We start from the raw sequence: 26,404 nt of genomic DNA, 5'->3' as shown, positions 1-26,404 counted from the left end.
AATCAAACAGTATCCTAAAATAGAGGTATGCAGCGTTTATTGGAGTTCTGTTTTTTCATTAAGTGTATCTAAAAGATTGCACGTACATTATGAGTGAAAGGCCATATATCTTAGATTTTAAGGAGGAGGACGAAACCGTTTCCATCCAAGACATACTTTTGAAATACACTCGGTTTTGGCCATGGTTCTTGGTTAGTTGTGCCATTTTTTTAGTGCTGGGGCACTACTATAGTAAATATGCACCTAAGACCTTTTATACAGAGGCCAAGATCAAAATTTTGGATGATGCCAAGGAACCCAAAATCATACCCAATGATAGGGTCGTAAACAATCCAAACCTTGGGTTGAACCTGGAAAACCATATAGAGGTTTTAAGATCTTACCGACTTTTAGGTGAGGTTGTGGACGAATTGGGACTGGATATTGATTATTACCAGTCCAACAACTTGGTGTTTTCCCAAATTTGGACGGCTCCTTTCGTTTTGCAAAAGCTTATGGATGATGAGGAAATCTCCAATCCATTGATCTACGAAATAGAAATGACATCCGCAGGATTCAATATTACGGATGCCGATGGTAACTTCTACCTTGTTTCTTATGAGGAAGAACGTGACCGAGAATTTAAATTGCCCTTTCGGATCATTTTGGGAGATATTGACCATGTAAATAGCCATAAAGATATTGTATACCGAGCAGTGCTACGTTCAAAAAGACAGGCCACCATGTTATTGTCAGAGGCATTGAAAATTGGAACATCTGAAAAACAAAGCGATGTAATAACACTTTCCATGAAAGGCAACAGTACGCAACGTACAGAAGCAATTTTGGATGCCATCGTTTACAAATTCGATAGCAACAGTTTGGAGGACAAACAACTTGTGGCCCAACACACATTATCCCTTATTGACCAACGATTCAAGGATTTGTCCACGGAATTGGATTCCATCGAATTGAGCAAGGAGGACTTTAAGAAATTGGAAGACCTTTCCTATATACAGGCCGATGCCAACGCGAGCTTGAGTAAGAGGACGATTAGTGAGAGTGAGGTATTACGATTAGAAACACAACTATCTTTGATTGGCATTTTAAAGAAGTCGTTGTACTCAGATGAGGCCTACGGCCTTTTGGCGGCGGATATAGGTCTAGCAAACCAGGCTTTGAACACTATGGTCCAGGATTATAACGAGTTGGCCAGGGAACGCCAAAAATTAATGCTTTCCGTAGGCAAGGACCACCCGAACCTCAAAAACCTTTCGGAGCGATTGGATTTTGCCAGGGATAACATCCTTAAGACAGTTGGGGTTTACGAGGCACAGATGAGAACTTCCTTGCGCACCTACAATGAGGAAAAGAGTAGGGCCGGTTCTGAATTTTCACAAATACCGGAACAGGAGCGAATTCTTCGATCTATTGAAAGACAGCAGAATATCAAGGAAAACCTTTATTTATTGCTCTTGCGAAAGCGGGAGGAAGCGGCCATTGACTATGCGGCACCCGCCTCATCGATCAAAGTAATCGACTACAGTGTTAGTGGACTTAAACCCGTTTGGCCCAAAAAAGTGTTGGTGTATCCAGTTTCACTGCTATTGGGTTTCATTTTGCCCTTTACCTTCATATTTTTCAAATCTTCCATGGATACCAAAGTCCAAGGTAGGGAGGAAATCGAAAAAATCAATCCGGAGATACCCACATTGATAGAGATTCCCTTTTTTAAGTACAAAAAGAATATGCACGGATTCCAAGAGGGCTCTGCATTGGCGGAATCGTACCGAATCTTAAGCACCAATACAGATTACCTAGTTCCCAAAAAGGAAGGTGGAAAAGTCGTTTTTGTGACTTCCGCGATCAAGGAAGAAGGTAAGACCATGACCGCCCTTAACTTATCGTTGGCCTATGCCAGTTTGGGAAAAAGGGTTCTATTGGTTGGGGCGGATCTCCGCAATCCAAAGTTGCACAGTTATATGGATTTGGATAGGAATTCACCTGGGCTTTCGGATTATTTAAAAAATGCTTGGTTTGATTTTCAGGATGGTATCCAATTCGGTTTTAAGAAAAACTTTAATCACCACGTTTACCTAAGTGGGTTTATTCCAGAAAGTGCCCCTGCGCTACTTTCCAATAAGCGTTTTGCTGAATTTTTAGAGGAAGCCAAAAGAAGTTACGATTATGTTGTAGTGGATACCGCACCTACAATGTTGGTTACGGATACCTTCCTTATTTCGGACCTTGCAGATGTCACCTTATTTGTGTTGCGTTCAGGTATGACGGACAAAAACCTATTGCATTTTTCAAAGGAATTGCACAAAAACAAAAAGCTAAAAAATATGGCCTATGTAGTGAACGCCGTGGGTAACCTCAAGCATAGGAAGTACAATTATGGCTATGCGTATGGCTATAATGGCTAATTGCCTTCTTCAACATTGATAGGTGTAATTCAAGGAGTTTGCCTAGGCAGATATAACCCTTTTTTAAATAAGGAACTTTGGTGAAAAAAGTTGGATTCGTTTATTCTACAGATGCACCAATGTACAATTGGCAGCAGCGATTTGTCAAGAGTGTCGTGGAAAACCAAAACTTTGAAACGGTGTTTCTTTACTTGGACCAAGCTTTCAAACGAGAAACCGCACCAAATTCCACTATAAATTCGCTCGCCGGAACGCTTTTAAATCTTCATTTGGTTTTCGAAAAAAAACTCTTGAACACCATGCAACCAATATCGGTTACATCGGATTTTTTAAAAAGTACCTATCCTTCTATTACAACCATCAATGTAGCCTCCTTAAGGAAAGATGGTCCTAAAAACCCTGATTTTGAGGTTATCGTAAACCTAACCGATGTTTTGCTATCGGAAGATGATATTAATGCATCCAAAAACGGTGTCTGGAATATACTATTTTCCGATGCCGAACAAAATAGACGCGGTCCCATTGGTTTTTGGGAGGTTTTGGAGGGTGATTCGGGTATCGGGGCAACTTTATGTACCATTGCCGACAACAACCAAGATCGTTGTAACATACGAAGTACGTGCTTTTTTAACCGGGCATGGTCCATGTCCGAAACATCTAGAACCGTAACCGAGGGAGCCGTTTCCATGGTGTTGAAGGAATTAAATGCCCTGTCTGATGACAATCGGACTATTTCCTTAAAACCCGATTCCCAACTTCCAAATATGAAATATCCAGGATTTTCAGATGTTTTTAGGTATATGGGTAGATTTTATAATGGATTAGGGGCCAAGGCATTAGAGAAATTGGGGAATGCTTTTTTTGGAATACGGCCGGAAAAATGGTCACTTTTTTTAGGTTATGGCGATTTTGAAACCGCTTCGTTGGACAAATTAAAGTCGGTCCCCATGCCCAAGGACGAATTCTGGGCGGATCCCTTTTTATTTGAACACGAAGGGAGGGACTATGTGTTTTTTGAGAACTATTCCTATCATACCAAAAGAGGAAAAATTTCTTGTGGAATTTTGGAAGGCCCTACCTTGAAAGATGTCAAAGATGTAATGGTAAGGGATTATCACCTTTCCTTTCCTTTTATATTCAGGGAAGGGGAGCATATTTATTTGATGCCCGAAACTTCGGCGAATAAAAGGTTGGAGCTTTACAGGGCTGTCGATTTTCCCGTTTCTTGGGAACTATACAGTACCGCTTTTGAAGGGGAACTTGTGGCCGACCCTCTTTTTTACACTGATGCCGACAATCAACGGTGGCTCTTCATTAATAAACAGGCGGACGGGGCGTCACCTATGAACAGTGAACTATTCATCTATCGGGCAGATTCACTACATCTGAAGGAGTTGGTTCCCCATCGCCAAAACCCGGTAATTATTGATGCCCGTGTAGCGCGCAACGGGGGTGGTATTTTCAAAAAGGGCAATGTACCCTTTAGACCTTCACAAAGAAATGAGGATGGGATTTATGGTAGGGCACTGAATATCAATCAAATCAAAAAGTTGAGCTTAGAGGAATATGAAGAAGCGGTGACGGCAGTTTACCATCCAACTTTTGACAAAGGCCTTATGGCCATGCACCATCTACATCAAACCAAAAAAGCCTTTGTTTTTGATGCAGCCTACCGTAATTCCTTAAAAATGAAATCCTAAGGCAATGATTATTGGGGCAATCCGCTCCAAATCTCAACATCGTCTATCCACTGATGCATTGGGTGGGTATTTCCATAAACTTGGGTAAGTATGATAAAATCCAAATTGTCGCCTCTGTTGGTAGTAGCACCGTAATGCTCCGCTACCAAGTTTCCGTTCACCCGCATGGAAGCATAACCATCTGAATCTTCGCTCCATTTTAAAAAATACTCAACCTTGAACCATTCCTCCCTAGGTATGGGCACCTGATAGTTTCTAACTTGCCAGATAGGTTCCGTAGGGTTTATGTCTCCTTGAAGTAGCCAATGGGGAGTACCAGTATCGTCAGTGGCTATGAAGGCGATCATACGAAAGCCATCCGTGCGGCTTGTATTGTATTTTTTTGTTTTGTACTCCCAAATGGCACGCCAATTATCGGGTCCATTCAAGGAGGTATCATCGATTTTCATCCAGTAGCTCATATAAAGCTCCCTTGGATTTTCCCTGATATTGTTAATCTGATATGGTGTTTGGGTTACCCCGATGTCATAATTGACACGTTGGTAAAGGCTCGTGGTCTGGGTGCCATTTACGCCTTCCACAGTATCCATGTAGTTCTCAATGGCGGCGCCTCCATCATCTTCAATTCTATGGATGCCACTAAAATTTGAACCCAGGATTTTGATGGGCCATGAAAACCCTGTTTCATCGTCCATGCCCCGAATGACCTGATAGCTGTCCTTGATTTCATCCATATAGGTATTCGCCTCAAAACCGGAACGGAACAATAATTGCGGTGTGGATGGAAGTGGATCGGTACCTCCATCCTTATTACAGGAGGCGACCAGTAGCAAGGCCAAAAAATATGGCACTAATGTTTTCATAATGGGCTATAGGATACTCTGACAGCAATGAAATCGGAGCATAACAATTTTTTTTCAAATATAAATAATATCAACAATCTAAAATCAATCGTTTCTTTTTGATTGCCATTATATCCGTCAAATGACCTTTTAGCCTGACTCGGTATTTATTGTTGGGATTAGGGGGTAGGGACGCCATCCCAAATTTGTAGGTCGTCCATCCATTGGTACATGGGGTGCGAATTTCCGTAAACCTGGGTGAGCATTATAAAATCCATGGGGTCAGCGTTGTAGGTCGTTGGACCATAATGTTCCCCAATAAGTTGGTCGTTGACCTTCATGGAAGCGTATCCGTTGGAATCATCGCTCCAACGCAGAAAAAATTCCAGCTTGAACCATTTGCCCATAATCAAGGGGATTTTATAGTTTTCCACTTGCCAAACGGGCATTTGCGGATTTCTATCGCCCTGAAACAACCAAAAGGGTTTTCCCTGAATGTCCTTTGCCATGTAGGCGATCATCCTAAAACCGTTGTTCTCCGCATAGTTCTTTGTCTTATATTCCCAAAGCGCACGCCATTCATCATTTCCCAACAGCGATATGGTGTCCGTTTTCATCCAGTAACTTATGTACAACTCCTTGGGATTCTGTTGAATATGATTTATTTGATACGGGGTTTGGGTTACCTCAACGTCATAGGATACTTCCTGATACAGCGTGGTGGTAATAGTTCCATTTGGCCCTTGTGCTTTTTCCAACCGATTTGAAATAGCCTTACCATTATCGTCATTTACCCGATGAATGCCACTAAAGTCGGACCCCAAAATAAATAGCGGCCAGGAAAATCCCGTTTCGGTGTCCTTACCTGTCAAATACTGGTAACCTTCCTGTGGCGCACTTAGCGAAACGCCTTCAAATCCGGATTTAAAAAGTAGGGTGGGAGCAGGGTTCTGAATTTGGGCCACCGGAGCTATTTCTTCGGATGCAAATTTTTTGGATTTCCCTCCTTTAGTATTGTTTGGTGAGAAAACAAAGAAAGTAATTCCTAAAGCTATTGCTACTAATATCAGGAATTGCCTAATCATTTTCATCACCCGAAAAAATTCTTGATTGGTTAACTGGCGTTAGTATTATTCCTCCATTGTATGATAAACGTTCTGGACGTCATCATCTTCCTCAATTTTCTCCAGGAGCTTCTCCACATCGGCCGCTTCTTCCTCGCTTAAAGGTTTTGTGACCTGGGGGATGCGCTCAAAACCGGAGGATAGGATTTCAATACCCCTATTTTCCAATTCTTTTTGTATCGCACCAAAGCTTTCAAAGGGAGCGTAGATTAAAATACCGTCATCGTCCACAAAGACTTCTTCGGCACCAAAATCTATCATTTCCAATTCCAGCTCTTCGGGGTCGATACCTTCTGCAGGAATCCTGAAATTACAGGTATGGTCGAACATAAATTCCACGGAGCCGGAGGTTCCCAAACTTCCGTCACATTTATTGAAATAGCTTCGGATATTGGCAACTGTTCTGGTATTATTATCCGTTGCGGTTTCAATTAATATAGCAATTCCATGTGGACCGTAACCTTCGAAGAGTACTTCCTTATAATCGCCTTGGTTTTTGTCAGTGGCACGTTTAATGGCCCGTTCAATGTTGTCCTTGGGCATGTTGACCGCTTTCGCATTCTGGATCACCGCCCGTAGCCTTGAATTGGCATCAGGGTCCGGACCTCCTTCCTTAACGGCCATTACAATGTCCTTCCCGATCCGGGTAAAGGCCTTGGACATAGCGGCCCATCGCTTCATTTTACGTGCTTTCCGAAACTCAAAAGCTCTTCCCATAGTCTATTTCTTTAATGCCGGCAAATTTAGTAAAAATCCCAAATCTTATAGCCGCAAACCGGTCTTTGAAAGTATACGGTTAATCACTCTCAATGATATCCTCAATGCTTCTTGCCAATACAAAGTCTTTTTCAGTAACGCCATTAGCTTCATGGGTACTTAACCGAATATTGACCGTTTTATACACATTGCTCCAATCAGGATGATGGCCCTGGGCCTCACATTCAAAAGCTATTCGTGTCATGACGGAAAACGCTTCCTTGAAATCCTTGAATTCAAAAGTGGTCTCAATGGCTCCGTCCACATATTCCCAGCCGTCCAACTGGCCTAAATAATCATAAATCTGTTTGTCCGTAAATTTTTCCATGTGTTATTCTTTAATAATATGATGGTCTATAATTTCCTGATATGTAAATCTTAAATTTTTGGGCAATAAGTTCGATTTTGGAAGCACTGCCAAATATCTGTCCTCATTGGTGGTATAAACCCTTTTAATTATTGGGTTGAAGGTACCCACACGTTCCAAAACTTCCTTTATAAAATCCTCATGGTGTACCAAATCCGTACTACCAAGATGGAAAATTCCCGTTTTATTTCTATTGATAAGATAATGAATTTGTTGTGTTAGCCTGTCATCATTGGTCACATTTAATATCAAATTAGGAAAAACCTCCACAGGTTCATTGTTAAGGATGAGATTTTTCATTTCCCGCACCCTTGGCGAACCATTTCCAAATACCATAGGGATTCTCAAAATGGCCATTTTGTCCTTTGGCAAACGCATGAGCATATTCTCTATTTTTATTTTTAATCGGCCATAAATACTTTCCGAAAGTGTTTTGTCATTTTCATAGGAAGGATATTTACTATAGGCATCAAAAACGTTCGCAGACGATAGAAAATAGAGTTTGCAATCTTGTTGGCCAATATACTCCGCCAGATGTTGGTGCATGGTTATTTGTGCCGCAAAATTACCTCGTATGGCGGAGATGATTATCTGTGGTTTAACGGTATCAAGTATCTCGAAAATATCATCCTCCTCCAGATTGAAATGGAAAAATTGTTTGTTGTTTTCAAATGACCTCCGTGCATTGAAATAGGTTCCATAGGTATCAAAATAGTTGCACAATTCCTTATAAATGGCATTGCCAAGGAACCCGCTTCCTCCTAATATTAAGACCTTCTTTTTTTCCAAACTAGAAAATTGATAAATCGGATAATGTGGTCAGTCGCTCCAGGGCCGCCATGCCCCTTGTAGAATTTCCTTTAGGGTTTAGGCCAGGCGACCAGACGGCCACGCAGAATTTTTTTGGTAATAATGCCACAATTCCACCTCCAACACCACTCTTGCCGGGTAGCCCTACTTCGAAGGCAAATTCGCCGGCCTCATCATAGAAGCCACACGTAAGCATAATGGCATTGATCCGTTTGACCTGACTTACGGTCAAAAAATCATAATTCTGTAGGCACTTGCCCCGGTTTATGAACAGATAGAACGTATTGCAAAGCTGGGTACAGGACATGGATAGGGAACACTGGTAAAAGTAGAAATCCAACACCTCAATGACATCGTTTTTTAAGTTGCCGTAGGATTTTAGCAGGTTTGCGGCAGCATAATTTTTAAATCCGGTCGCTTTTTCGGAACTAGCTACTTTTTCATTGTATGAAATTGAAGTGTCGCTACTGACTTTATGTACAAACTCCAAAAATTCCTTCTTGGGGTTTTTGAGCTCGCTAACCAAAATATCCGCGATGACAATGGCTCCTGCATTGATCAACGGATTTCTAGGGATACCATTTTCCTGTTCCAAAAGGGATAGATGGTTGAAGGGATCCCCTGAAGGTTCAACGTCAACCCGGTCCCATATTTTTTCACCAATAAGACCCATGGCCATGGCCAATGTGAGCACTTTGGAGATACTCTGCACGGAAAAACGCTCGTCAAAATCCCCGATTTGATACGATTCCTTTTCAATATCCAATAAACAGATCCCAAATTTATCCTCCGGTACACAGGCCAGTTCAGGAATATAAGTGGCAACCCTTCCCGTATCGGACAACTGCTTCGTCTCTTCGTAAATGGTATGTAGTATATTTTTGAAATCTAGCATTTAACCCTTGTAAAAAGGTAGTTTCACTACGGTGGCCGGTACCGAATTTTTTCGAATCTGAATATGGATTTTACTTCCAATTGCGGAGAATTCGGTCGAGACATACCCCAGTCCAATGCCCTTTCCCAAAGAAGGGGACATGGTTCCAGAGGTTACGATGCCGATTTTATTTCCATCGGCATCCACAATGTCATAGTCATGTCTTGGTATTCCCCGTTCGTCCAACTCAAAACCAATAAGCTTTCTTTCGGGCCCTTTTTCTTTTTCCTTTTCCAAAGCTTCGCTATTGACAAAATCCTTGGTGAACTTGGTTATCCATCCCAAGCCTGCTTCAATAGGGGAGGTTTCATCGTTAATGTCATTTCCATACAGACAGTAGCCCATTTCCAATCGTAAGGTGTCCCTAGCGGCCAAACCGATCGGTTTGATACCAAAATTTGCCCCGGCCTCAAAAACCATGTCCCAAACTTGCTGTACCTCGCTGTTCTTGCAATAGATTTCAAAACCACCGGAACCCGTATACCCTGTTGCCGAGATGATTACATACTCGATACCGGCAAAATCGGCCACTTCAAAATGGTAGAACTTGATTTGTGACAAGTCAACGGAAGTCAGGGATTGCATGGCTTCCACTGCTTTTGGACCTTGTATGGCCAGCAGCGAATAATCATCGGAGAGATTTCGCATTTCTGCTTTGAAATCGGTATTATACTTCGAAATATGTGCCCAATCCTTATCTATATTTGAAGCATTGACCACCAAAAGATATTGTTCCTCCTTGATCTTGTAAACGATCAAATCATCCACAATACCACCGGTCTCATTGGGCAAACAACTGTATTGCGCCCTGCCTATTGTCAATTTGGAGGCATCGTTGGAGGTCACTTTTTGTATCAAGTCCAACGCGCGGGGACCGCTGATCAAAAATTCACCCATGTGCGAAACATCAAAGACACCAACACCGTTTCTAACCGTTTCATGTTCCACATTTACGCCTTCGTAGGAAACTGGCATGTTATATCCTGCAAATGGTACCATCTTGGCACCTAATTGCTCATGGGTTTTTGTTAAGGCTGTATTTTTCATAGTATCGAATTGTGCATGGCAAATTTAAGGGAATTAAATAGGATAGCATTCTAAGGGCATCGTATGTTTTCCCCAAATTTTATAGTAACTTGTCCTTTCCTATTTGCAATAATAAAGAATGACTATGAAATTATCTATACTGTGGATTGCCATCCTTTCTATAGTAACGGTAACCGCTCAAAACCTTCCGCAAGACTATTTGTCAGCGGAATTTCATAAGGATAGAAGGGAGAAAGTCCGTGAATTAATGTCCCCAAACAGTGTTCTAGTCTTTTTTGCCAATGCGGAACGCAACAGGGCCAATGACGTGGATTATATCTACCATCAAGATCCCAATTTTTATTATCTCACCGGATATAAGGAACCCAATGCCGTGTTGCTTATCTTCTCCAATATGCAAACCGATGCCGTTGGAAAGGAATTTAATGAAATGATATATGTACAGGAGCGAAATGCCAAGGAAGAGCAATGGACTGGAAAGCGTTTGGGTGTGGAAGGGGTACGGGAGCAACTGGGCTTCGATAAGGTTTTCAATGGTAGTGATTTTGCCGATGTTCCCATCGATTTCAAATCCTTCGATAAAGTTTCCTTTTTTGATTTTGAGAATGATTACCGTGATAAAAGGGGAGCGGCCGATTTGTTCGATCTTATCAAAACGTTTAAACTAAAGGCTAATTATCCTTCGGATTATGACCCGATAAAGCAGAATCTGTATGCCATGATCCAATCGGTCACACCCAATAATGCCGAAAACGTTGTGAAGGCTGTGAGTAGGTATTTAGCATTTTATGAAAACCTAAAAGACGATGAATTCCTGACGGACTTCGTGAATGCCACCGATGAATCAAAAAGGCTGGAAGTAAAGGAAAAAGTAAATTTAGTGTTGGCTTCCAACAATCTGGACTCCAGAATGATTTCAGAAATAATGGCCACGCTCAGGGAAACCAAGACTCCGGAGGAACTGAAATTATTGAAAAAGGCCATAGAAATTTCCGCAGTGGGTCAAATTGAAGTGATGAAGGCCATGCATCCCAACATGTCCGAAACGGAAATCCAAGGCGTCCATGAGTACGTCTATAAGAAATATGGCGCTGAATACGAAGGCTATCCTTCCATTGTGGGGGGCGGCAATAACGGTTGTATTTTGCACTACATTGAAAATAATAAAATGGAGGTAGGCAATGATTTGGTCCTTATGGATTTGGGAGCGGAATATCATGGCTATACGGCCGATGTTACCCGAACCATTCCCGCCAATGGGAAATTCTCTCCTGAGCAAAAGGCCATTTACGATATTGTTTATGAGGCCCAAGAGGCAGGGATAAAGTCCAGTGTGGTTGGTGCTGAATTTCAAGCCCCCGGAAAGGCCGCCTTGAAAATCGTGGAGAATGGATTGATGAAGTTAGGTATCATAAAGGAAGCCAGTGAGGCGAGGACCTATTTTCCGCATGGTACATCCCACTATTTAGGTTTGGATGTGCATGACCAAGGAACCTACCGTCCGTTTCAGGCCAATACCGTCATCACAGTGGAGCCCGGTATTTATATTCCGGAAGGCAGCGATTGCGATGAAAAATGGTGGGGCATCGCCGTGCGTATCGAGGATGACATCCTTATTTCGCATGAGGGTCCGGTGAATCTATCGGCTATGGCTCCAAGAACGACAGAAGCCATCGAGGCCATGATGAAACAGCCAAGTCCGTTGGACGATTTTCAATTGCCAAAGCTGGATTAACGGTTCAATAGGAAATCGCTTAAATCCGAATAAGTCTTGATTTTTATCGATTTCTTCTCTTTGTCCATTACCTTTTGGATCTGTGGGGGCAGGGGAAGTTTTTTGCCAATGGTCTCTTCCACCACATCCAAAAATTTCACGGGGTGTGCGGTTTCCAAGAAGATGCCATAGGTATCCGGGTGTTTTTCCTGATACTTTTTTAGTCCCAAATAGCCTACGGCCCCATGCGGGTCAGCACAGTACTCACTGGACTGGTAAATATCCAAAAGTGCTTTTTTCGTCTCGGTGTCCGTAAAGGAGTAGGAGGAGAGGTGATGCTCTAAAATGTCAAAATCGTCCTCGAACAAATGTCGTATTCTCACAAAATTACTCGGGTCCCCCACATCCATCGCATTTGAGATGGTCGCCGTTGAAGGTTTGGGGTCGTAGCTCCGTGTTTTCATGAACTGTGGAACGGTATCGTTTACATTGGTGGCGGCAATAAAATGGGTTACCGGCATTCCCAACTTTTGTGCGACCATACCGGCGCATATATTCCCAAAGTTCCCGGAAGGTACTGAAAAGACAATTTCCCTTCCCTTACTTTTTACTTGTTTATAGGCGAACAGAAAGTAAAATAACTGTGGAAGCCATCGGGCTACATTGATCGAGTTGGCCGAGGTCAGTTTCATGTTACTTAAAAGTGCCTCATCTAGAAAAGCAGTCTTGACCATCGCCTGACAATCGTCAAAAGTACCTTCCACTTCCAAGGCCGTAATGTTCTGCCCCAAGGTGGTCAATTGACGTTCCTGGATATCACTCACCTTTCCGCTTGGATAAAGGATCACCACCTTTACACCATCCACCCCTAAAAATCCATTGGCTACGGCACCTCCCGTATCTCCAGAGGTGGCCACCAAAACGGTGACCTCATTTTTTTCGTCTTTAGAAAAGTAGCCCAAACATTGCGCCATGAAGCGTGCACCTACATCCTTGAACGCCATGGTGGGCCCATGAAAAAGTTCCAAGGTAGCGACGTTCTTATCGATTTCAACAACGGGAAACTCAAAATCCAACGTATTCTTTAGAATCTCGCGGAGGACATCGTTCTGGATTTCATCACTAACGAATTGATGGATGGCATTGAACGCTATTTCCTGATTTGAAAGGTCCTCGATGGTTTCAAAGAAACTTTTGGGTAGCCGTTCAATGTTTTCGGGGAAATAAAGTCCCTTATCCGGGGCAATGCCATTAATAACTGCTTCTCTAAAGGAAACGTCAGGGGCTTTTTTATTTAAACTGTAGAATTTCAATGTGCTGACTTATATTTCTTTAGGCCACGGAATTAAATTGTCCGTACACCTTCATGGTTAATTTTGGATACATGTATATCATGCTCCACACCTATTTCTTGATACACTTCTTTCATCGCCCGGGCAACTTTTTCTGCATTTTCCCTTCCATAACTCAAAGCGAAGATGGAAGGTCCCGACCCTGAAATTCCAGCGCCCAAGGCCCCAGCTTCTAGCGATGCTTTCTTCACTCTATCAAAACCAGGAATTAAGATAGAGCGTATGGGCTCAACGATATGATCTTCCAAGGAACGACCTATCAACTCGTAGTCATTTTGCAATAGACCGGCAATCAATCCGCCTACATTTCCCCATTGTTTTATGGCGGTTTGAAGGGATAATGTAGTCTTTAAAATTTTTCTGGAGTCTGATGTTTTTATCTCGATTTGCGGATGTATGACCGATGCAAACAATTCTTCGGGTGCTTTTATGGGTACAATGTCCAAAGGGGAATAGCTTCGTACCAGTGTAAAACCGCCAAACAGCGCCGGTGCTACATTGTCCGCATGGGCTACGTCACTGGCCAGGCGTTCCCCTTCCATGGCGAAGGTGACCAGATCGGTTTTTGAAAAAGGGTTTCCCAATAAATGATTCATGGCCCAAACCGCTCCCGTAGAACTTGCCGCACTACTACCTATGCCGCTTCCAGGTTTTATTTTTTTATTTATTTCGATTTCAAAACCTCCGGCGTAATCGGCTTTTTCCAATAAGGCAAGACCTGCCACACCTGCTACATTATTTTCGGTTTCAAGGGGTAAATTCTGTCCTTCAATTTTGGATATAAAAACTCCTTTTCTGGAGGTCTTTCGAACGACCATTTCATCCCCTACCGAATCCAAGGCAACGCCAAGAACATCGAATCCGCAGGAAATATTGGCGATTGTCGCCGGGCAGAACACCTTTACTTCGTCGATCATCTTACTTTTCTAATTATCCAAGTAGCACATATTCTCTGTAGGTCGATTGAATAGTAATTTGAATTTTTTTAATGCTATCTTCATCCTATTTCATATTTAGTAAGTCCCTTCCCCTTTGGGGAGGGGATAAGGGGAGGGGCTAAAAGTTACCTATTCTAATAATATCCGCAAAAATACCCGACGCCGTTACATCGGAACCTGCTCCCGCGCCCTTGATAATCAGGGGAAGGTTCTTGTATCTTTCGGTAAAGAACAAAACGATATTGTCACTTCCCTCCAGGTTATAAAAATCATGGTCTTCCGGAATTTCCTGAAGTCCTACGCTGGCTTTGCCATTTTCAAACTGGGCCACATATTTGAGCTTACAGTTTTTAGCTTTGGCATCGGCATAAATTTTCTGAAAATCAGACTCATACTTTACCAAGGATGTAAAGAAATCATCATTGTTCGTGGTATCCAAACTTTCTTTGGGCAGAAAGGAATTATTCTCTATGTCTCCAATTTCCAAAACATAACCGCTTTCACGAGCCAAGATGAGAATTTTCCGCATCACGTCGATGCCGCTTAGGTCTATCTTTGGGTCGGGCTCCGTGTACCCCTCTTCTTGGGCCCTTTTTACTATGTCGTGAAAGGTATTGGAGTCATTGAAATTATTAAACACAAAGTTCAAGCTACCTGACAGAACCGCCTGAATTTTAAGCACTTTGTCCCCTGAAGCAATGAGATTTTTCAAGGTGTCCAGGATAGGCAGTCCCGCACCCACATTGGTCTCGAACAAGAAAGGCGCGTTGTATTCCCTGGCAAGGGATTTTAGGCGTGCATAATTGTAGTATTCCGATGAACAGGCAATTTTGTTGCACGTTACCACGGATATGCTGTTGCTCAAAAAATCGGCGTAGGTGCCCGCTATTTCAGCACTTGCGGTGTTGTCCACAAAAATGCTGTTGCGGAGATTTAGGTCGTTGACCCTATCGATAAAAAGCTGCTTATCTGCCTTTTGTCCGGTCGACAAAGTATCTTGCCACGTATCCAAGGGAATTCCTTTTTCATCGAAATGCATGGTCCTAGAGTTGGATATACCAACCACCCGAACATTCAGCTTTAAATTCTTTTTTAGATATTTTTCCTGCGATTTTATTTGGTTCAGGAACTTGGCTCCAACGTTTCCAACACCCATGACGAAAAGATTGAGCTGCTTTACGTTTTCCTCGAAAAACTCCTCATGAAGGGCATTTAGGGCCTTTTTTACATCCTTCTCGTTGATGACACAGGATATATTACGTTCTGAGGCACCTTGGGCGATTACCCTAATATTCACATTGTTCTTACCCAGCGTACTGAACATTTTTCCACTGAGTCCTTGGTGGCTCTTCATGTTGTCGCCCACGAGTGCCACAATGGCCAGTCCCTTTTCCGGTATCACTTCCTTGATCTTTCCCCTCTCTATTTCGTAGGCAAACGCCTCGTTTACGACTTCAACGGATTTTTCAACATCATCCGCCGAAACCCCTACGCAAATGGAGTGCTCTGAAGAGGCCTGGGTAATGAGCACGACACTGATATCGGCCTGTGACAAAACCTCGAAAAATCGTTTTGAAATTCCGGGTATTCCCACCATTCCAGGGCCCTCCAAGGATAGTAGGGCCATATTGCCTATGTGGCTGATACCGCGTACGGTCTTTCCGCCTTCGTTCCTTGATTTTGTTATCAGGGTTCCTTCCTCTTCGGGCTTGAAGGTATTTTTTATGAGTATCGAAATGCCTTTGGACAGAACAGGCTGTATCGTTGGAGGATACAGGACTTTGGCGCCAAAATGCGAAAGTTCCATGGCTTCCTCATAGGAAATATGGGTAATCGCCTTGGCCTGCTTTACCATTTTTGGATTGGCCGTGTACATGCCGCTCACATCCGTCCAAATCTCCAAAATGTCGGCTTCCAAAGCGGCGGCATAGATGGCCGCGGTATAATCGGAACCGCCCCTGCCCAATGTGGTTATGTCATTATTTTTGGAAGTGGCAATGAATCCCGGGCAAACGGTTATGAAAGCCCCGTTGTTTTTGAAATATTCCTTGCAATTGGTATCGGTCAACGTAAAGTCCACCACATTTTTACCGGCGAGCTTAAAGGTTTTGATCAGTTCCCGACTGTCCTTGTAAACGGCGTCCAGACCTTCCGAAGCCAAATACTCGCTGATGATATACGACGATAACAGTTCCCCAAAACTTACGATTTTATCGGAAAGCTTAGGTGTAATCTCACCAATAAAATAAGCACCTTCCAATAGGGTTTCCAGGATGTTCAATTCAGACTTTACCTTGCTAAGCACCTTGCTTTGCGCGGTTATGGGAATCAGTTCCTTAACGGTATCCAAATGTCTGGTCTCGATTTCACTGAGGATATCCTTATATCCGGTTTGTTCCTTGGCCGCCATCTCACCTGCTTGAAGTAGTTGGTCCGTCACTCCTCCAAAGGCGGATACCACTACAATGATCGGATCATTATAGGCCAAAAGGATGTTTTTGATTTTTATGATATTTTCTGGGCTGGCTACGGAAGAGCCGCCAAATTTCAAGACTTTCATGCTAGAATAATGTATAAATTGACTTTATGGGAATCGTGTTGAAAAACACTATAACGGAGGTGTATAATTATTACCCCATAGGGGTGGTGTACACGGTACGTGTAAGAAATTGGTTTTTTATTGTATTGGATACAAGCATTATGTCCTTTTGGGATATTTACTTTGATGAGGCTCAAAAGTAGTACATTTGGCTAGCTATTCAAACGTTTCCACAATTTTTTATGGGATCGTTACTTTTTAATTCAATCCAAAACTATTATGAAGGTTTTTACCGCCGCCCAAATTTATAAAGCCGATACATTTACTATTGAAAAACAACAGATAACAAGTGATGCCCTTATGGAGCGGGCCGCTACCCAAATCTTTAATTGGATGCACGTTAGGATGCAGGGGGCACCGGTAAAGATCCATCTGTTTTGTGGCATTGGGAATAACGGGGGCGATGGTATTGCGCTTGCCAGGCACTTGTTCGAGCATGGATATGACATTGCTGTGTACGTTGTTAAGTATAGCGATAAACGATCCAAGGATTTCCTGACAAATTTGGACCGATTGAAAGACCGGAAAATTTGGCCTATTTATATGGATGCCGATAGCGATCTACCGGAAATACATCCTAACGATATTATCGTGGATGCTATTTTTGGGATTGGGTTGAACAGAACGCCCGATGCTTGGGTAGCAAAAATAATCCAGCATTTGAATACTTCCAAGGCGTTTATCCTTTCGGTAGATATTCCATCCGGGTTGTTTACGGACAGTGTTCCAGAGGACAAAGAAGCTGTAATAAAGGCCAATTATGTGCTAAGTTTTCAAGTGCCAAAATTGGTTTTCTTTCTTCCCGAAACCGGAATATATGTGGAACAATGGGAGGTTTTGGATATTGGTCTGGATGCGGAATTCTTGATGAACGAGAAAACAGATTTCGAACTGATTTCTAAGAACGAGGTTCTTCAGTTTTATCGGCCTCGGACAAAATACTCGCACAAGGGTACTTACGGACATGCCCTCATTGTGGGAGGTAGTTATGGAAAGATGGGCGCGGTCATTTTGACGAGCAGGGCCGCATTGAAAGCGGGCAGCGGTTTGGTGACGGCGTACGTTCCGGAATGCGGATATGCAATTTTACAGACAGCGATACCAGAGGTGATGGTCCTAACAAATGGCAAAGAGGCTATCGAAGCTATTGAATTCGACATGAAGCCAACGGTCATTGGTTTGGGAATAGGAATGGGTATACATGACAAAACCGTAAAGGCATTGGAGCATTTCTTAAAGGCAAATAAACTACCACTTGTCTTGGATGCGGACGCGTTGAACATCCTTTCCAAGAATCAGGACCAGATGGATTTTATACCGGAGAATTCCATTTTAACACCACATCCAAAGGAATTGGAGCGGTTAGTGGGGAAGTGGAAGGACGATTTTGAAAAGTTGGAAAAGGTAAGGCAGTTTACGGATAAGCGAAAAGTTGTCATTGTAGTCAAAGGGGCTCACACCATCACTTTTTTTGAGGGTAGGGGGTACATCAATACTACTGGAAATCCAGGGATGGCCACCGCGGGCAGTGGTGATGCCCTTACCGGTATCATTACCGGACTAATCGCACAAGGCTATTCCAGTTTGCAAGCGGCTATTTTTGGGGTTTACATCCATGGAAAATCAGGAGATATATCCGTAGAAAATACGGGATATCAGGCATTGATTGCTTCGGATATTATAGAAGGCATTGGAAGTGCTTTTTTGGATTTGTTCAAGGTACCGGAGGAGCGTCCGGATACCTCTGAAAAGGATGGCTAGACCCTTACTTGGCGCTGATCCTTCTCTTGACCCATTTAAGCGCATTTTCGTATTCAATGAAAAACTTCATCGGCTTTTTATAAAAGAGTTTTTCGATTTTGAAATTGTGCATATCGATTTCCTTTACTGATACGATAGCAAATGCCTTCAAGTTTTCCAATTCTTTTAAATAGCTGTATATCGTGGGGTCTATGGCATAGGAATTTTTTCTTAGACTGATAAAGCCGAAGTTTTTATCCCTAAAATGGATTTCAGAAATCCCAATGATTTGATATGCCCTCTCTAAAGTTAACGTGGCTCCTTCATCAAAAATGGATACCATATAATCGTCAAAAACCTGAATTTTTCCAACCTCCAGGTTGTACTCGCGCACGATGATCTTTTTGTTCACAGATCCTACCTTCATTTTATATTCATTATAGTGTCTGGAACGAAAATATACCGATTATCCTCCACGGAATAAATTATTAGATTAAAAGCGTAAATATCGCACGTAATACGAAGCGGCGAAAGGGCTTGTGTTTTAATTCTTACGAAGGTTGATGTATTTCATTTAAAAAACAAAGGGCATCCTACTTGGATGCCCTTTCATATTTTTGAAATTGTATTTTACTTATTCGGATTTTGGAGATTCCTGGGGCTTATCGATTTTAATGGTAAGCTCCTCATTTTTCTCATCCAAATCCATGGTAATTGTATCCCCTTCCTCCAATTTGGAATTGACAATTTCCTCGGCCAAGGCATCCTCTATATACTTCTGGATGGCCCTTTTTAAAGGTCTTGCCCCGTATTGCTTGTCAAAGCCTTTTTCGGCTATATAGTCCTTCGCGGTTTCTGACAATACTAATTCGTAACCAATCCCTTTGATACGTTTGTACAATTTGGAAAGTTCAATATCAATAATTTGATGAATATGCTCCCTTTCCAAAGGATTGAATACGATAACATCGTCAATTCTGTTCAAGAATTCCGGAGCAAAGGCCTTCTTAAGCGCATTTTCAATCACACCTTTCTGATGGGAATCCGCTTGTTCCTTTTTGGCCGCCGTTCCAAACCCGACACCTTGACCAAAATCCTTTAATTGACGTGCCCCAATGTTGGAGGTCATGATAATAATGGTATTCCTAAAGTCGATTTTTCTACCAAGACTATCGGTAAGGTAACCATCATCCAACACTTGTAACAGCATATTGAAAACGTCCGGATGGGCTTTTTCAACCTCGTCCAATAAAATTACCGAATAGGGTTTTCTACGCACTTTTTCGGTCAATTGGCCACCTTCTTCGTAGCCAACATATCCCGGAGGTGCACCTACCAATCTTGATATGGCGAACTTCTCCATGTATTCGCTCATATCGATGCGTATAAGGGCATCCTCGGAATCAAAAAGTTCTTTAGCCATTACCTTGGCCAACTGTGTTTTTCCAACACCTGTCTGTCCTAAGAATATGAAGGAACCAATAGGTTTGTTTGGATCTTTTAGACCGGCCCTATTTCTTTGAATGGCCTTCGATACCTTGGCAACTGCTTCGTCCTGTCCAATTACGTTCGCTTTTATGAGCTTGGGCAATCCTGCCAATTTGTTGCTCTCTGTCTGCGCAATTCTATTAACGGGGATGCCGCTCATCATAGAAACCACATCGGCTACATTGTCCTCGGTAACGGTCTCTTTGTGAAGCTTGCTTTCGTCTTCCCATTTTTCCTGGGCTATGGCCAAATCTTTTTCGAGCCTTTTTTCATCGTCCCTCAATTTGGCAGCCTCCTCGTATTTCTGCTTTTTGACCACGGAATTCTTTAGTTCCCGCACATCTTCCAGTTTCTTCTCAAGTTCAAGAATCTGTTTTGGTACGTCCATATTTACGATATGTACCCTAGATCCTGCCTCGTCCAAGGCATCAATCGCCTTGTCCGGAAGGAATCTATCGGTCATATATCTGCTGGTCAGTTTTACACAAGCTTCAATGGCTTCATCCGTATAGCTGACATTATGGTGGTCTTCGTATTTACCTTTAATATTGTGCAATATCTCAATGGTTTCCTCAACGCTGGTAGGTTCAACGATAACCTTCTGGAACCTGCGCTCCAAGGCGCCATCTTTTTCAATATATTGCCTGTATTCGTCCAAGGTGGTGGCTCCTATACATTGAATCTCGCCCCTTGCCAAGGCAGGTTTGAACATATTGGAAGCGTCCAAACTACCGGTAGCACCTCCAGCGCCCACAATGGTATGGATTTCGTCTATGAACAGAATGACGTCATCGTTCTTTTCCAATTCGTTCATAACGGCCTTCATACGTTCCTCAAATTGGCCACGGTATTTTGTACCAGCCACAAGGGAAGCCAAATCCAAGGTTACTACCCGTTTGTTATAAAGGATACGGGATACTTTTTTGTTTATAATGCGTAAGGCCAAGCCTTCTGCAATGGCACTTTTACCCACACCGGGTTCACCGATCAACAGTGGATTGTTCTTTTTTCTTCTACTTAAAATTTGGGAAACCCGCTCTATTTCCTTTTCCCTACCAACAACGGGGTCCAATCTGTTTTCTTCGGCCATTAGGGTAAGATCCCTTCCAAAATTATCCAAAACCGGGGTTTTGGATTTTTTGGAGCCTTTGTTCCCAGAATTGGTCCCAAAAGTACTTTCCTTACCTTCATTGGATTCATCGGAATCACTTGGGAAGGATTCAGAAGTAGGTGAATCCACGATTTCGTCATCGCTGGTGATCATAAACTTGAATTGCTCCTTGACCCCATCGTAATCCACTTTCAACTTGTGGAGCAGTTTGGTCGTAGGGTCATTTTCGTTCCGTAGGATGCAAAGCAGTAAATGCGCCGTATTGATCGATGAGCTTTGGAAAAGTTTTGCCTCCAAAAATGTCGTTTTTAATGCTCTTTCCGCCTGTCTCGTCAAATGAAGATTTTTCTTATCTTTTTGAACGTTCCCTGCATTTGGGTTGGAAGGACTAAGTATTTCTACCTTTCTACGTAAATGATCTAAGTCTACGTCCAGGGCATCCAAAATACTTATTGCTTTTCCACTGCCATCCCTCAAAAGGCCCAACATCAAATGCTCCGTTCCAATAAAATCATGACCGAGCCGTAAAGCTTCCTCTTTACTGTAGGCAATTACATCTTTTACTCTAGGTGAAAAATTGTCGTCCATATATTGAATTATCAACTATAAAATTACTAAATATCAATGAATCATGGGCAAATACCGTACCTATATTCGTTAAAGTTGTTCTAAATGACGAAAAAAGTTCACCAAATCAAAGTACATGTTGGTTTAATTATCAACCAATGCACCCAGGTTTTATGTTGATAAAATATTGAATAAATACTTCGTTCAGTTCTTTCAACCCCTCTATTTTCCGTATATTGGCATGCTTTTTTACGAATAAAAAACAATTAAAAATTTACCATGGCTGAAGGAGAAAAATTGATTCCTATCAACATAGAAGAAGAAATGAAATCTGCCTACATTGATTACTCAATGTCGGTCATAGTGTCACGGGCACTGCCAGATGTGCGAGACGGTCTAAAACCGGTACATAGAAGGGTGCTTTTTGGAATGCACGAACTTGGGGTAAGGAGTACAAGTGCCCATAAGAAATCCGCTCGTATTGTGGGTGAGGTATTGGGTAAATACCATCCCCACGGCGATACTTCCGTTTACGATACTATGGTGAGAATGGCCCAAGATTGGAGTTTGCGCTACATGTTGATCGATGGTCAGGGTAACTTTGGCTCGGTGGATGGAGATAGTCCGGCCGCAATGCGATATACCGAAGCGCGCATGCGCAAGATCGCTGACGAAATGTTAGCGGATATCGATAAGGATACCGTAGACCACCAATTGAATTTTGACGATTCTCTACAGGAACCCACGGTACTGCCTACCCGTATACCAAACTTATTGGTGAACGGAGCATCGGGTATTGCTGTAGGTATGGCCACAAATATGCCCCCGCACAATCTTGCCGAGGTAGTGGACGGAACGGTGGCCTTCATCGACAACAACGATATAGAAGTTGATGAGTTGATCACCCATATAAAGGCTCCGGATTTTCCAACCGGGGGGATAATTTATGGATATGACGGCGTAAAAGAGGCATTCCATACGGGTAGAGGTAGAATAGTCATGCGGGCGAAGGCTCATTTTGAGGAGGTTCAAGGGCGTGAATGTATCATTGTTACCGAGATTCCGTATCAGGTGAACAAGGCGGATATGATCAAAAAGACGGCCGACCTTATCAACGAGAAGAAAATAGAGGGGATTTCCAACATTAGGGACGAATCCGACCGAAAAGGTATGCGCGTCGTTTACATGTTGAAAAGGGACGCGATACCCAATATTGTGCTAAATACGCTCTTTAAGTATACCGCTTTACAGACTTCCTTTAGCGTAAACAACATTGCTTTGGTCAATGGAAGGCCACAATTGCTGAACGTAAAGGACATGATCCACTATTTCGTGGAGCATCGTCATGAGGTGGTTGTTAGACGGACCGAATTTGAGCTGAAAAAGGCCGAAGATAGGGCGCATATCTTGGAAGGATTGATTATTGCATCGGACAATATCGATGAGGTCATCGCCATTATTCGTGCTTCCTCCAATGCCGATGAGGCCCGTGAAAACCTCATGGAGCGATTCAAGCTTACAGAAATTCAGGCCAAGGCAATCGTTGAAATGAGGTTGCGTCAATTGACAGGTCTGGAACAGGACAAGTTGCGTTCTGAATATGAGGAAATCATTAAGACCATTGCTGACTTAAAGGATATTCTCGCCAAAAAAGAGCGAAGAATGCAAATCATCAAGGAAGAGCTTCTTGAGGTAAAGGAAAAATATGGTGATGAGCGTCGTTCCGAAATTAATTTTGCCGGTGGGGACTTGAGTATGGAGGATATGATACCCGATGAACAGGTAGTCATTACTATCTCTAGGGCCGGTTATATCAAAAGAACCCCACTATCGGAATATAAGACCCAAAATAGGGGCGGGGTTGGTCAAAAGGCTTCGTCTACACGAAACGAGGACTTTTTGGAATACCTTTTTGTGGGGACCAACCATCAATACATGTTGTTCTTTACCCAAAAAGGAAAGTGTTTCTGGATGCGTGTGTTTGAAATCCCGGAGGGAAGCAGAACTTCCAAAGGAAGGGCCATACAAAACCTAATCAACATTGAGCAGGATGATACCGTAAAGGCATTTATCTGTACGCAGGATCTAAAGGATGAGGAGTATGTGAACAGTCATTATGTTATAATGGCTACCAAAAAGGGTGTCGTCAAAAAAACCCTGTTGGAACAATACTCCCGTCCAAGACAGAACGGTATCAATGCCATAACCATTAGGGAGGGCGATGAACTTTTGGAGGCAAAATTGACGACAGGTACCAGCCAAATTTTCTTGGGTCTAAAATCTGGTAAGGCAATTAGATTCGAGGAAAGTAAAACAAGACCTATGGGTCGTAGTGCATCCGGTGTACGTGGTATTACCCTAGACAGCGATGAAGACGAGGTAATTGGAATGGTTTCCGTTCATAATTTTGAGGATGAGCTCCTTGTTGTTTCCGAAAATGGATATGGCAAAAGGTCCAGTATCGAGGATTATAGGATTACAAACCGTGGTGGAAAAGGAGTAAAAACCATCAGCATTACCGAAAAAACGGGTAATTTGGTCGCCATCAAGAATGTTACGGATTCCGATGATCTTATGATTATCAATAAATCCGGAATAGCCATAAGAATGAGCGTTGAGGACCTTCGGGTTATGGGAAGGGCCACGCAAGGTGTGAGATTAATCAACATAAAAGGTAATGACTCTATCGCGGCCGTAGCTAAGGTTATGAAGGAAGAAGATGACTTAGACGGGACCGATATTAATGACATTGAAGTGAACCCTGAGTAAAATTGGCATGGGAATTGATTAAATTTGCACCGAAAGATATTTAACACTAATTAATAATTAATAGAATCAAAAATGAAAACTAAGATTTCAATAATAGCGGCAATGTCCATTGCAATGGTGGGTTTAGCCCAAAAAAACGAGATAAAGGATGCCGAAAAGGCATTGAAAGACGGGGATGTGGCAGCTGCTAAAACCTCTATTGAAGCCGCCATGGGTAGTATTTCTGGCGCAGACGAAAAAATGCAGGCCCAATATTATTATACAAGAGGAAAAGTGTATGCCGATTTGGCCAAAAAAGGAGATGATTCCGCATTTGAGCCTGCGGCCAATTCCTTCCAAAAGGTATTGGAAATAGAAGAGCAATCCGGTAAAAGTAAATACTCCAACGAGGCAACCCAGTACATGGCAAGTATATCTGCAGATTTGGTAAACTCCGCAGTATCCGATAACGAACAACAAAAGTTTGAATCCGCTGCCGATAAGCTTTATATGAGCTATAAAATCAGCCCAAAGGATACTACATATTTGTACTATGCTGCAAGCAGTGCCGTGAACGGCGGACACTATGAAAAAGCTTTGGAATATTACAATGAGCTTCAAGAAATAGGTTACGATGGCAGCGGTATCGTTTATAAGGCCACCAATACTGAAACCGGTGAGCAGGAAATTATGGACAAAACGCAACGTGACCTAATGGTGAAATCTGGAACCTATAAAGATCCAGTTGATGAGAAAACACCTTCCAAAAAAGCTGAAATCGTAAAAAATACTGCCCTAATCTACACCCAATTAGGACAGGATGACAAAGCTTTAGAGGCATATAAAGCCGCTAGAGCTAATGACCCAGAAGATGTCAACCTTATATTGAACGAGGCTAACCTATATTTTAAATTGGGCGATAAGGATAAATTCAAGGAATTAATGGCTGAAGCGATAGCATTGGCACCTGATAATGCAGACTTACACTATAATGTAGGTGTAATCAACATGGAGCAAGGGAATTTTGAGGAGGCTAGAGAGTCATACAAAAAGGCAATTGAAATTAATCCTAGTTACACTAACGCCTATTTAAACCTTTCCACTACCTATGTTAATCAGGGCAACGCTTTGATTGACGAAATGAATTCTTTGGGTAATAGCAGAGCCGACATTGCCAAGTATGACGAGCTTAAAACAAAAAAGGATAATTTCTTCACACAGGGAGCCGATATTTTGGAAACCGCATTAAAAACAAACCCAGACAATCAAGGTATATTAACGCAGTTGAAGAACATCTATGGTGCTATGGGCGATAATGAAAACTTCATGAGAATAAAAAAGTTGCTAGGGGAATAATTCTTTAAACAACATAAATTATAAAAAGGGTCCAATAATTTTAGGACCCTTTTTTTATAGGATTCTTTTTAAGACCCTTAGTTGATGCGAATAATTTCTAAGATCGTAATTAAAAATTCCGGTATGGTCTATCCTGTCTATTCGTACCATACCGTTTACATGAATGATAAAATTATTTTTCATTACGATACCAACATGATTGATATGTCCGTAGGAATCATCGAAAAAGGCCAAATCCCCAGGTTCACATTCTTCTATAAAGCTCAGAGCTTCCCCTTGTCTCGCCTGTTCCTGTGCGGTGCGTAATAAATTGTAGCCGTTAATTTTATAGACCATTTGTGCAAATCCAGAGGCGTCTATACCAAATGGAGTTTTACCACCTTTTAATTCCGGCGCATTTAAGTAATTTATTGCAGTATTGATTATGTGCTCTTTTGTTTGTTTCCCTTCCGTCTTATTTCCTTCAACCGTTACATTAAGAATGTCGGTCAAATGGATTGAGGAACCTAAAATTATTGAAATCGGTGTGCCGTTTGGATGTCCTGCAAAGCTTAAGAGATCTGTAGCAAAAATTGGCTGTTTTTCTTCAATTAATATAAATTCCTCTTTGGTGATAAAATGTACTTGATTATTTGGTACCCATCCCTCACATTTGTCCGACGAAACTCTGATTTTTGACCAATATTTGCGGGATTCCAATATCTTAAAATGCTCTCCAAAGAGTACTTGGCTCGTCATTTCCGAAGCTTCTTCGGGCGATATTCTCAAAGGAATAACACTTAGTGGGCAAATACCGTATTGCATCT

The 26,404-nt window shown here is 42.3% G+C and carries 19 protein-coding genes; 6 read left to right on the top strand and 13 right to left on the bottom strand.

Annotated features, from left to right (window positions below):
• Positions 1–89: 89 nt before the first annotated feature.
• Entirely contained in the window at positions 90–2,405 is a 2,316-nt protein-coding gene (locus tag FEK29_RS11845; protein WP_138258642.1) for a GumC family protein, read from the top strand.
• An 80-nt stretch (positions 2,406–2,485) separates the two neighbouring features.
• The gene (locus FEK29_RS11840; protein ID WP_138258641.1) at positions 2,486–4,105 is read left to right on the top strand and encodes a glucosamine inositolphosphorylceramide transferase family protein; all 1,620 of its coding nucleotides are present in this window, start codon (positions 2,486–2,488) and stop codon (positions 4,103–4,105) included.
• Between the two features lie 8 nt (positions 4,106–4,113).
• Here FEK29_RS11840 and FEK29_RS11835 read toward each other — a convergent pair whose 3' ends face one another.
• The 7 genes from FEK29_RS11835 to gcvT form a co-directional block, all read right to left on the bottom strand.
• Complete coding sequence (locus FEK29_RS11835) at positions 4,114–4,968, bottom strand: hypothetical protein (RefSeq protein WP_138258640.1); 855 nt, start codon at positions 4,966–4,968, stop codon at positions 4,114–4,116.
• Positions 4,969–5,126: 158 nt separating this feature from the next.
• Positions 5,127–6,038: a hypothetical protein gene (locus FEK29_RS11830; protein ID WP_138258639.1), complete on the bottom strand. Its 912-nt coding sequence runs from the start codon at positions 6,036–6,038 to the stop codon at positions 5,127–5,129.
• A 39-nt stretch (positions 6,039–6,077) separates the two neighbouring features.
• A complete protein-coding gene (locus FEK29_RS11825) occupies positions 6,078–6,788 on the bottom strand; it encodes a YebC/PmpR family DNA-binding transcriptional regulator (RefSeq protein ID WP_138258638.1) in 711 nt (236 codons plus the stop codon).
• 79 nt (positions 6,789–6,867) lie between these two features.
• The gene (locus tag FEK29_RS11820; protein ID WP_138258637.1) at positions 6,868–7,155 is read right to left on the bottom strand and encodes a 4a-hydroxytetrahydrobiopterin dehydratase; all 288 of its coding nucleotides are present in this window, start codon (positions 7,153–7,155) and stop codon (positions 6,868–6,870) included.
• 3 nt (positions 7,156–7,158) lie between these two features.
• Positions 7,159–7,983, bottom strand: coding sequence for a sugar nucleotide-binding protein (locus FEK29_RS11815; protein WP_138258636.1), 825 nt, complete (start codon positions 7,981–7,983; stop codon positions 7,159–7,161).
• A gap of 1 nt (position 7,984) precedes the next feature.
• Entirely contained in the window at positions 7,985–8,899 is a 915-nt protein-coding gene (locus FEK29_RS11810) for a glutaminase (RefSeq protein WP_138258635.1), read from the bottom strand.
• A complete protein-coding gene (gene gcvT / locus FEK29_RS11805; protein WP_138258634.1) occupies positions 8,900–9,985 on the bottom strand; it encodes a glycine cleavage system aminomethyltransferase GcvT in 1,086 nt (361 codons plus the stop codon).
• Between the two features lie 124 nt (positions 9,986–10,109).
• On the opposite strand from gcvT, the gene FEK29_RS11800 reads away from it, so the two are divergent.
• Complete coding sequence (locus tag FEK29_RS11800; RefSeq protein ID WP_138258633.1) at positions 10,110–11,720, top strand: aminopeptidase P N-terminal domain-containing protein; 1,611 nt, start codon at positions 10,110–10,112, stop codon at positions 11,718–11,720.
• Here the strand turns inward: FEK29_RS11800 and thrC are convergent.
• From thrC to thrA, 3 genes are all read right to left on the bottom strand, one after another.
• Complete coding sequence (gene thrC, locus FEK29_RS11795) at positions 11,717–13,012, bottom strand: threonine synthase (RefSeq protein WP_138258632.1); 1,296 nt, start codon at positions 13,010–13,012, stop codon at positions 11,717–11,719. The two genes, FEK29_RS11800 and thrC, sit on opposite strands and share 4 nt — an antisense overlap.
• A 32-nt stretch (positions 13,013–13,044) precedes the next feature.
• Entirely contained in the window at positions 13,045–13,965 is a 921-nt protein-coding gene (locus tag FEK29_RS11790; protein ID WP_138258666.1) for a homoserine kinase, read from the bottom strand.
• A 142-nt stretch (positions 13,966–14,107) separates the two neighbouring features.
• Complete coding sequence (gene thrA / locus FEK29_RS11785) at positions 14,108–16,549, bottom strand: bifunctional aspartate kinase/homoserine dehydrogenase I (protein WP_138258631.1); 2,442 nt, start codon at positions 16,547–16,549, stop codon at positions 14,108–14,110.
• A gap of 258 nt (positions 16,550–16,807) precedes the next feature.
• Here thrA and FEK29_RS11780 point away from each other — a divergent pair, with 258 nt between their 5' ends.
• Complete coding sequence (locus tag FEK29_RS11780; RefSeq protein ID WP_138258630.1) at positions 16,808–18,349, top strand: NAD(P)H-hydrate dehydratase; 1,542 nt, start codon at positions 16,808–16,810, stop codon at positions 18,347–18,349.
• Between the two features lie 4 nt (positions 18,350–18,353).
• Here the strand turns inward: FEK29_RS11780 and FEK29_RS11775 are convergent, their stop codons facing one another.
• Together FEK29_RS11775 and FEK29_RS11770 are read right to left on the bottom strand one after the other, a co-directional pair.
• Positions 18,354–18,755 (bottom strand): STAS/SEC14 domain-containing protein, encoded by a 402-nt coding sequence (locus tag FEK29_RS11775; protein ID WP_125222690.1) that lies wholly within the window; start codon positions 18,753–18,755, stop codon positions 18,354–18,356.
• A gap of 207 nt (positions 18,756–18,962) precedes the next feature.
• On the bottom strand, positions 18,963–21,515 hold the full coding sequence (locus tag FEK29_RS11770; RefSeq protein WP_138258629.1) for an ATP-dependent Clp protease ATP-binding subunit: 2,553 nt from the start codon (positions 21,513–21,515) through the stop codon (positions 18,963–18,965).
• Positions 21,516–21,773: 258 nt separating this feature from the next.
• On the opposite strand from FEK29_RS11770, the gene gyrA reads away from it, so the two are divergent.
• Both gyrA and FEK29_RS11760 read left to right on the top strand, forming a co-directional pair.
• Positions 21,774–24,263 carry a DNA gyrase subunit A gene (gene gyrA / locus FEK29_RS11765; RefSeq protein ID WP_138258628.1) on the top strand — a complete coding sequence of 830 codons (2,490 nt, stop codon included), beginning with the start codon at positions 21,774–21,776 and terminating at the stop codon, positions 24,261–24,263.
• Positions 24,264–24,335: 72 nt separating this feature from the next.
• A complete protein-coding gene (locus FEK29_RS11760; RefSeq protein ID WP_138258627.1) occupies positions 24,336–25,598 on the top strand; it encodes a tetratricopeptide repeat protein in 1,263 nt (420 codons plus the stop codon).
• 54 nt (positions 25,599–25,652) lie between these two features.
• Here the strand turns inward: FEK29_RS11760 and FEK29_RS11755 are convergent, their stop codons facing one another.
• On the bottom strand, positions 25,653–26,402 hold the full coding sequence (locus FEK29_RS11755; RefSeq protein ID WP_138258626.1) for a C40 family peptidase: 750 nt from the start codon (positions 26,400–26,402) through the stop codon (positions 25,653–25,655).
• Positions 26,403–26,404: the final 2 nt, after the last annotated feature.

The organism is Maribacter aurantiacus (assembly GCF_005780245.1).
Lineage (GTDB): Bacteria > Bacteroidota > Bacteroidia > Flavobacteriales > Flavobacteriaceae > Maribacter > Maribacter flavus.
Note: the sequence above shows the minus strand (reverse complement) of the source record. Positions and strands in the feature narration are given on the sequence as shown.

Coding starts and splice junctions, on each gene's coding strand:
- FEK29_RS11760 (WP_138258627.1), top strand. CDS start 24,336: ATGAAAACTAAGATTTCAATAATAGCGGCAATGTCCATTGCAATGGTG.
- thrA (WP_138258631.1), bottom strand. CDS start 16,549: ATGAAAGTCTTGAAATTTGGCGGCTCTTCCGTAGCCAGCCCAGAAAAT.
- FEK29_RS11775 (WP_125222690.1), bottom strand. CDS start 18,755: ATGAAGGTAGGATCTGTGAACAAAAAGATCATCGTGCGCGAGTACAAC.
- FEK29_RS11835 (WP_138258640.1), bottom strand. CDS start 4,968: ATGAAAACATTAGTGCCATATTTTTTGGCCTTGCTACTGGTCGCCTCC.
- FEK29_RS11780 (WP_138258630.1), top strand. CDS start 16,808: ATGAAGGTTTTTACCGCCGCCCAAATTTATAAAGCCGATACATTTACT.
- FEK29_RS11800 (WP_138258633.1), top strand. CDS start 10,110: ATGAAATTATCTATACTGTGGATTGCCATCCTTTCTATAGTAACGGTA.
- FEK29_RS11825 (WP_138258638.1), bottom strand. CDS start 6,788: ATGGGAAGAGCTTTTGAGTTTCGGAAAGCACGTAAAATGAAGCGATGG.
- gcvT (WP_138258634.1), bottom strand. CDS start 9,985: ATGAAAAATACAGCCTTAACAAAAACCCATGAGCAATTAGGTGCCAAG.
- FEK29_RS11770 (WP_138258629.1), bottom strand. CDS start 21,515: ATGGACGACAATTTTTCACCTAGAGTAAAAGATGTAATTGCCTACAGT.
- FEK29_RS11845 (WP_138258642.1), top strand. CDS start 90: ATGAGTGAAAGGCCATATATCTTAGATTTTAAGGAGGAGGACGAAACC.
- FEK29_RS11820 (WP_138258637.1), bottom strand. CDS start 7,155: ATGGAAAAATTTACGGACAAACAGATTTATGATTATTTAGGCCAGTTG.
- FEK29_RS11830 (WP_138258639.1), bottom strand. CDS start 6,038: ATGAAAATGATTAGGCAATTCCTGATATTAGTAGCAATAGCTTTAGGA.
- FEK29_RS11810 (WP_138258635.1), bottom strand. CDS start 8,899: ATGCTAGATTTCAAAAATATACTACATACCATTTACGAAGAGACGAAG.
- FEK29_RS11755 (WP_138258626.1), bottom strand. CDS start 26,402: ATGCAATACGGTATTTGCCCACTAAGTGTTATTCCTTTGAGAATATCG.
- gyrA (WP_138258628.1), top strand. CDS start 21,774: ATGGCTGAAGGAGAAAAATTGATTCCTATCAACATAGAAGAAGAAATG.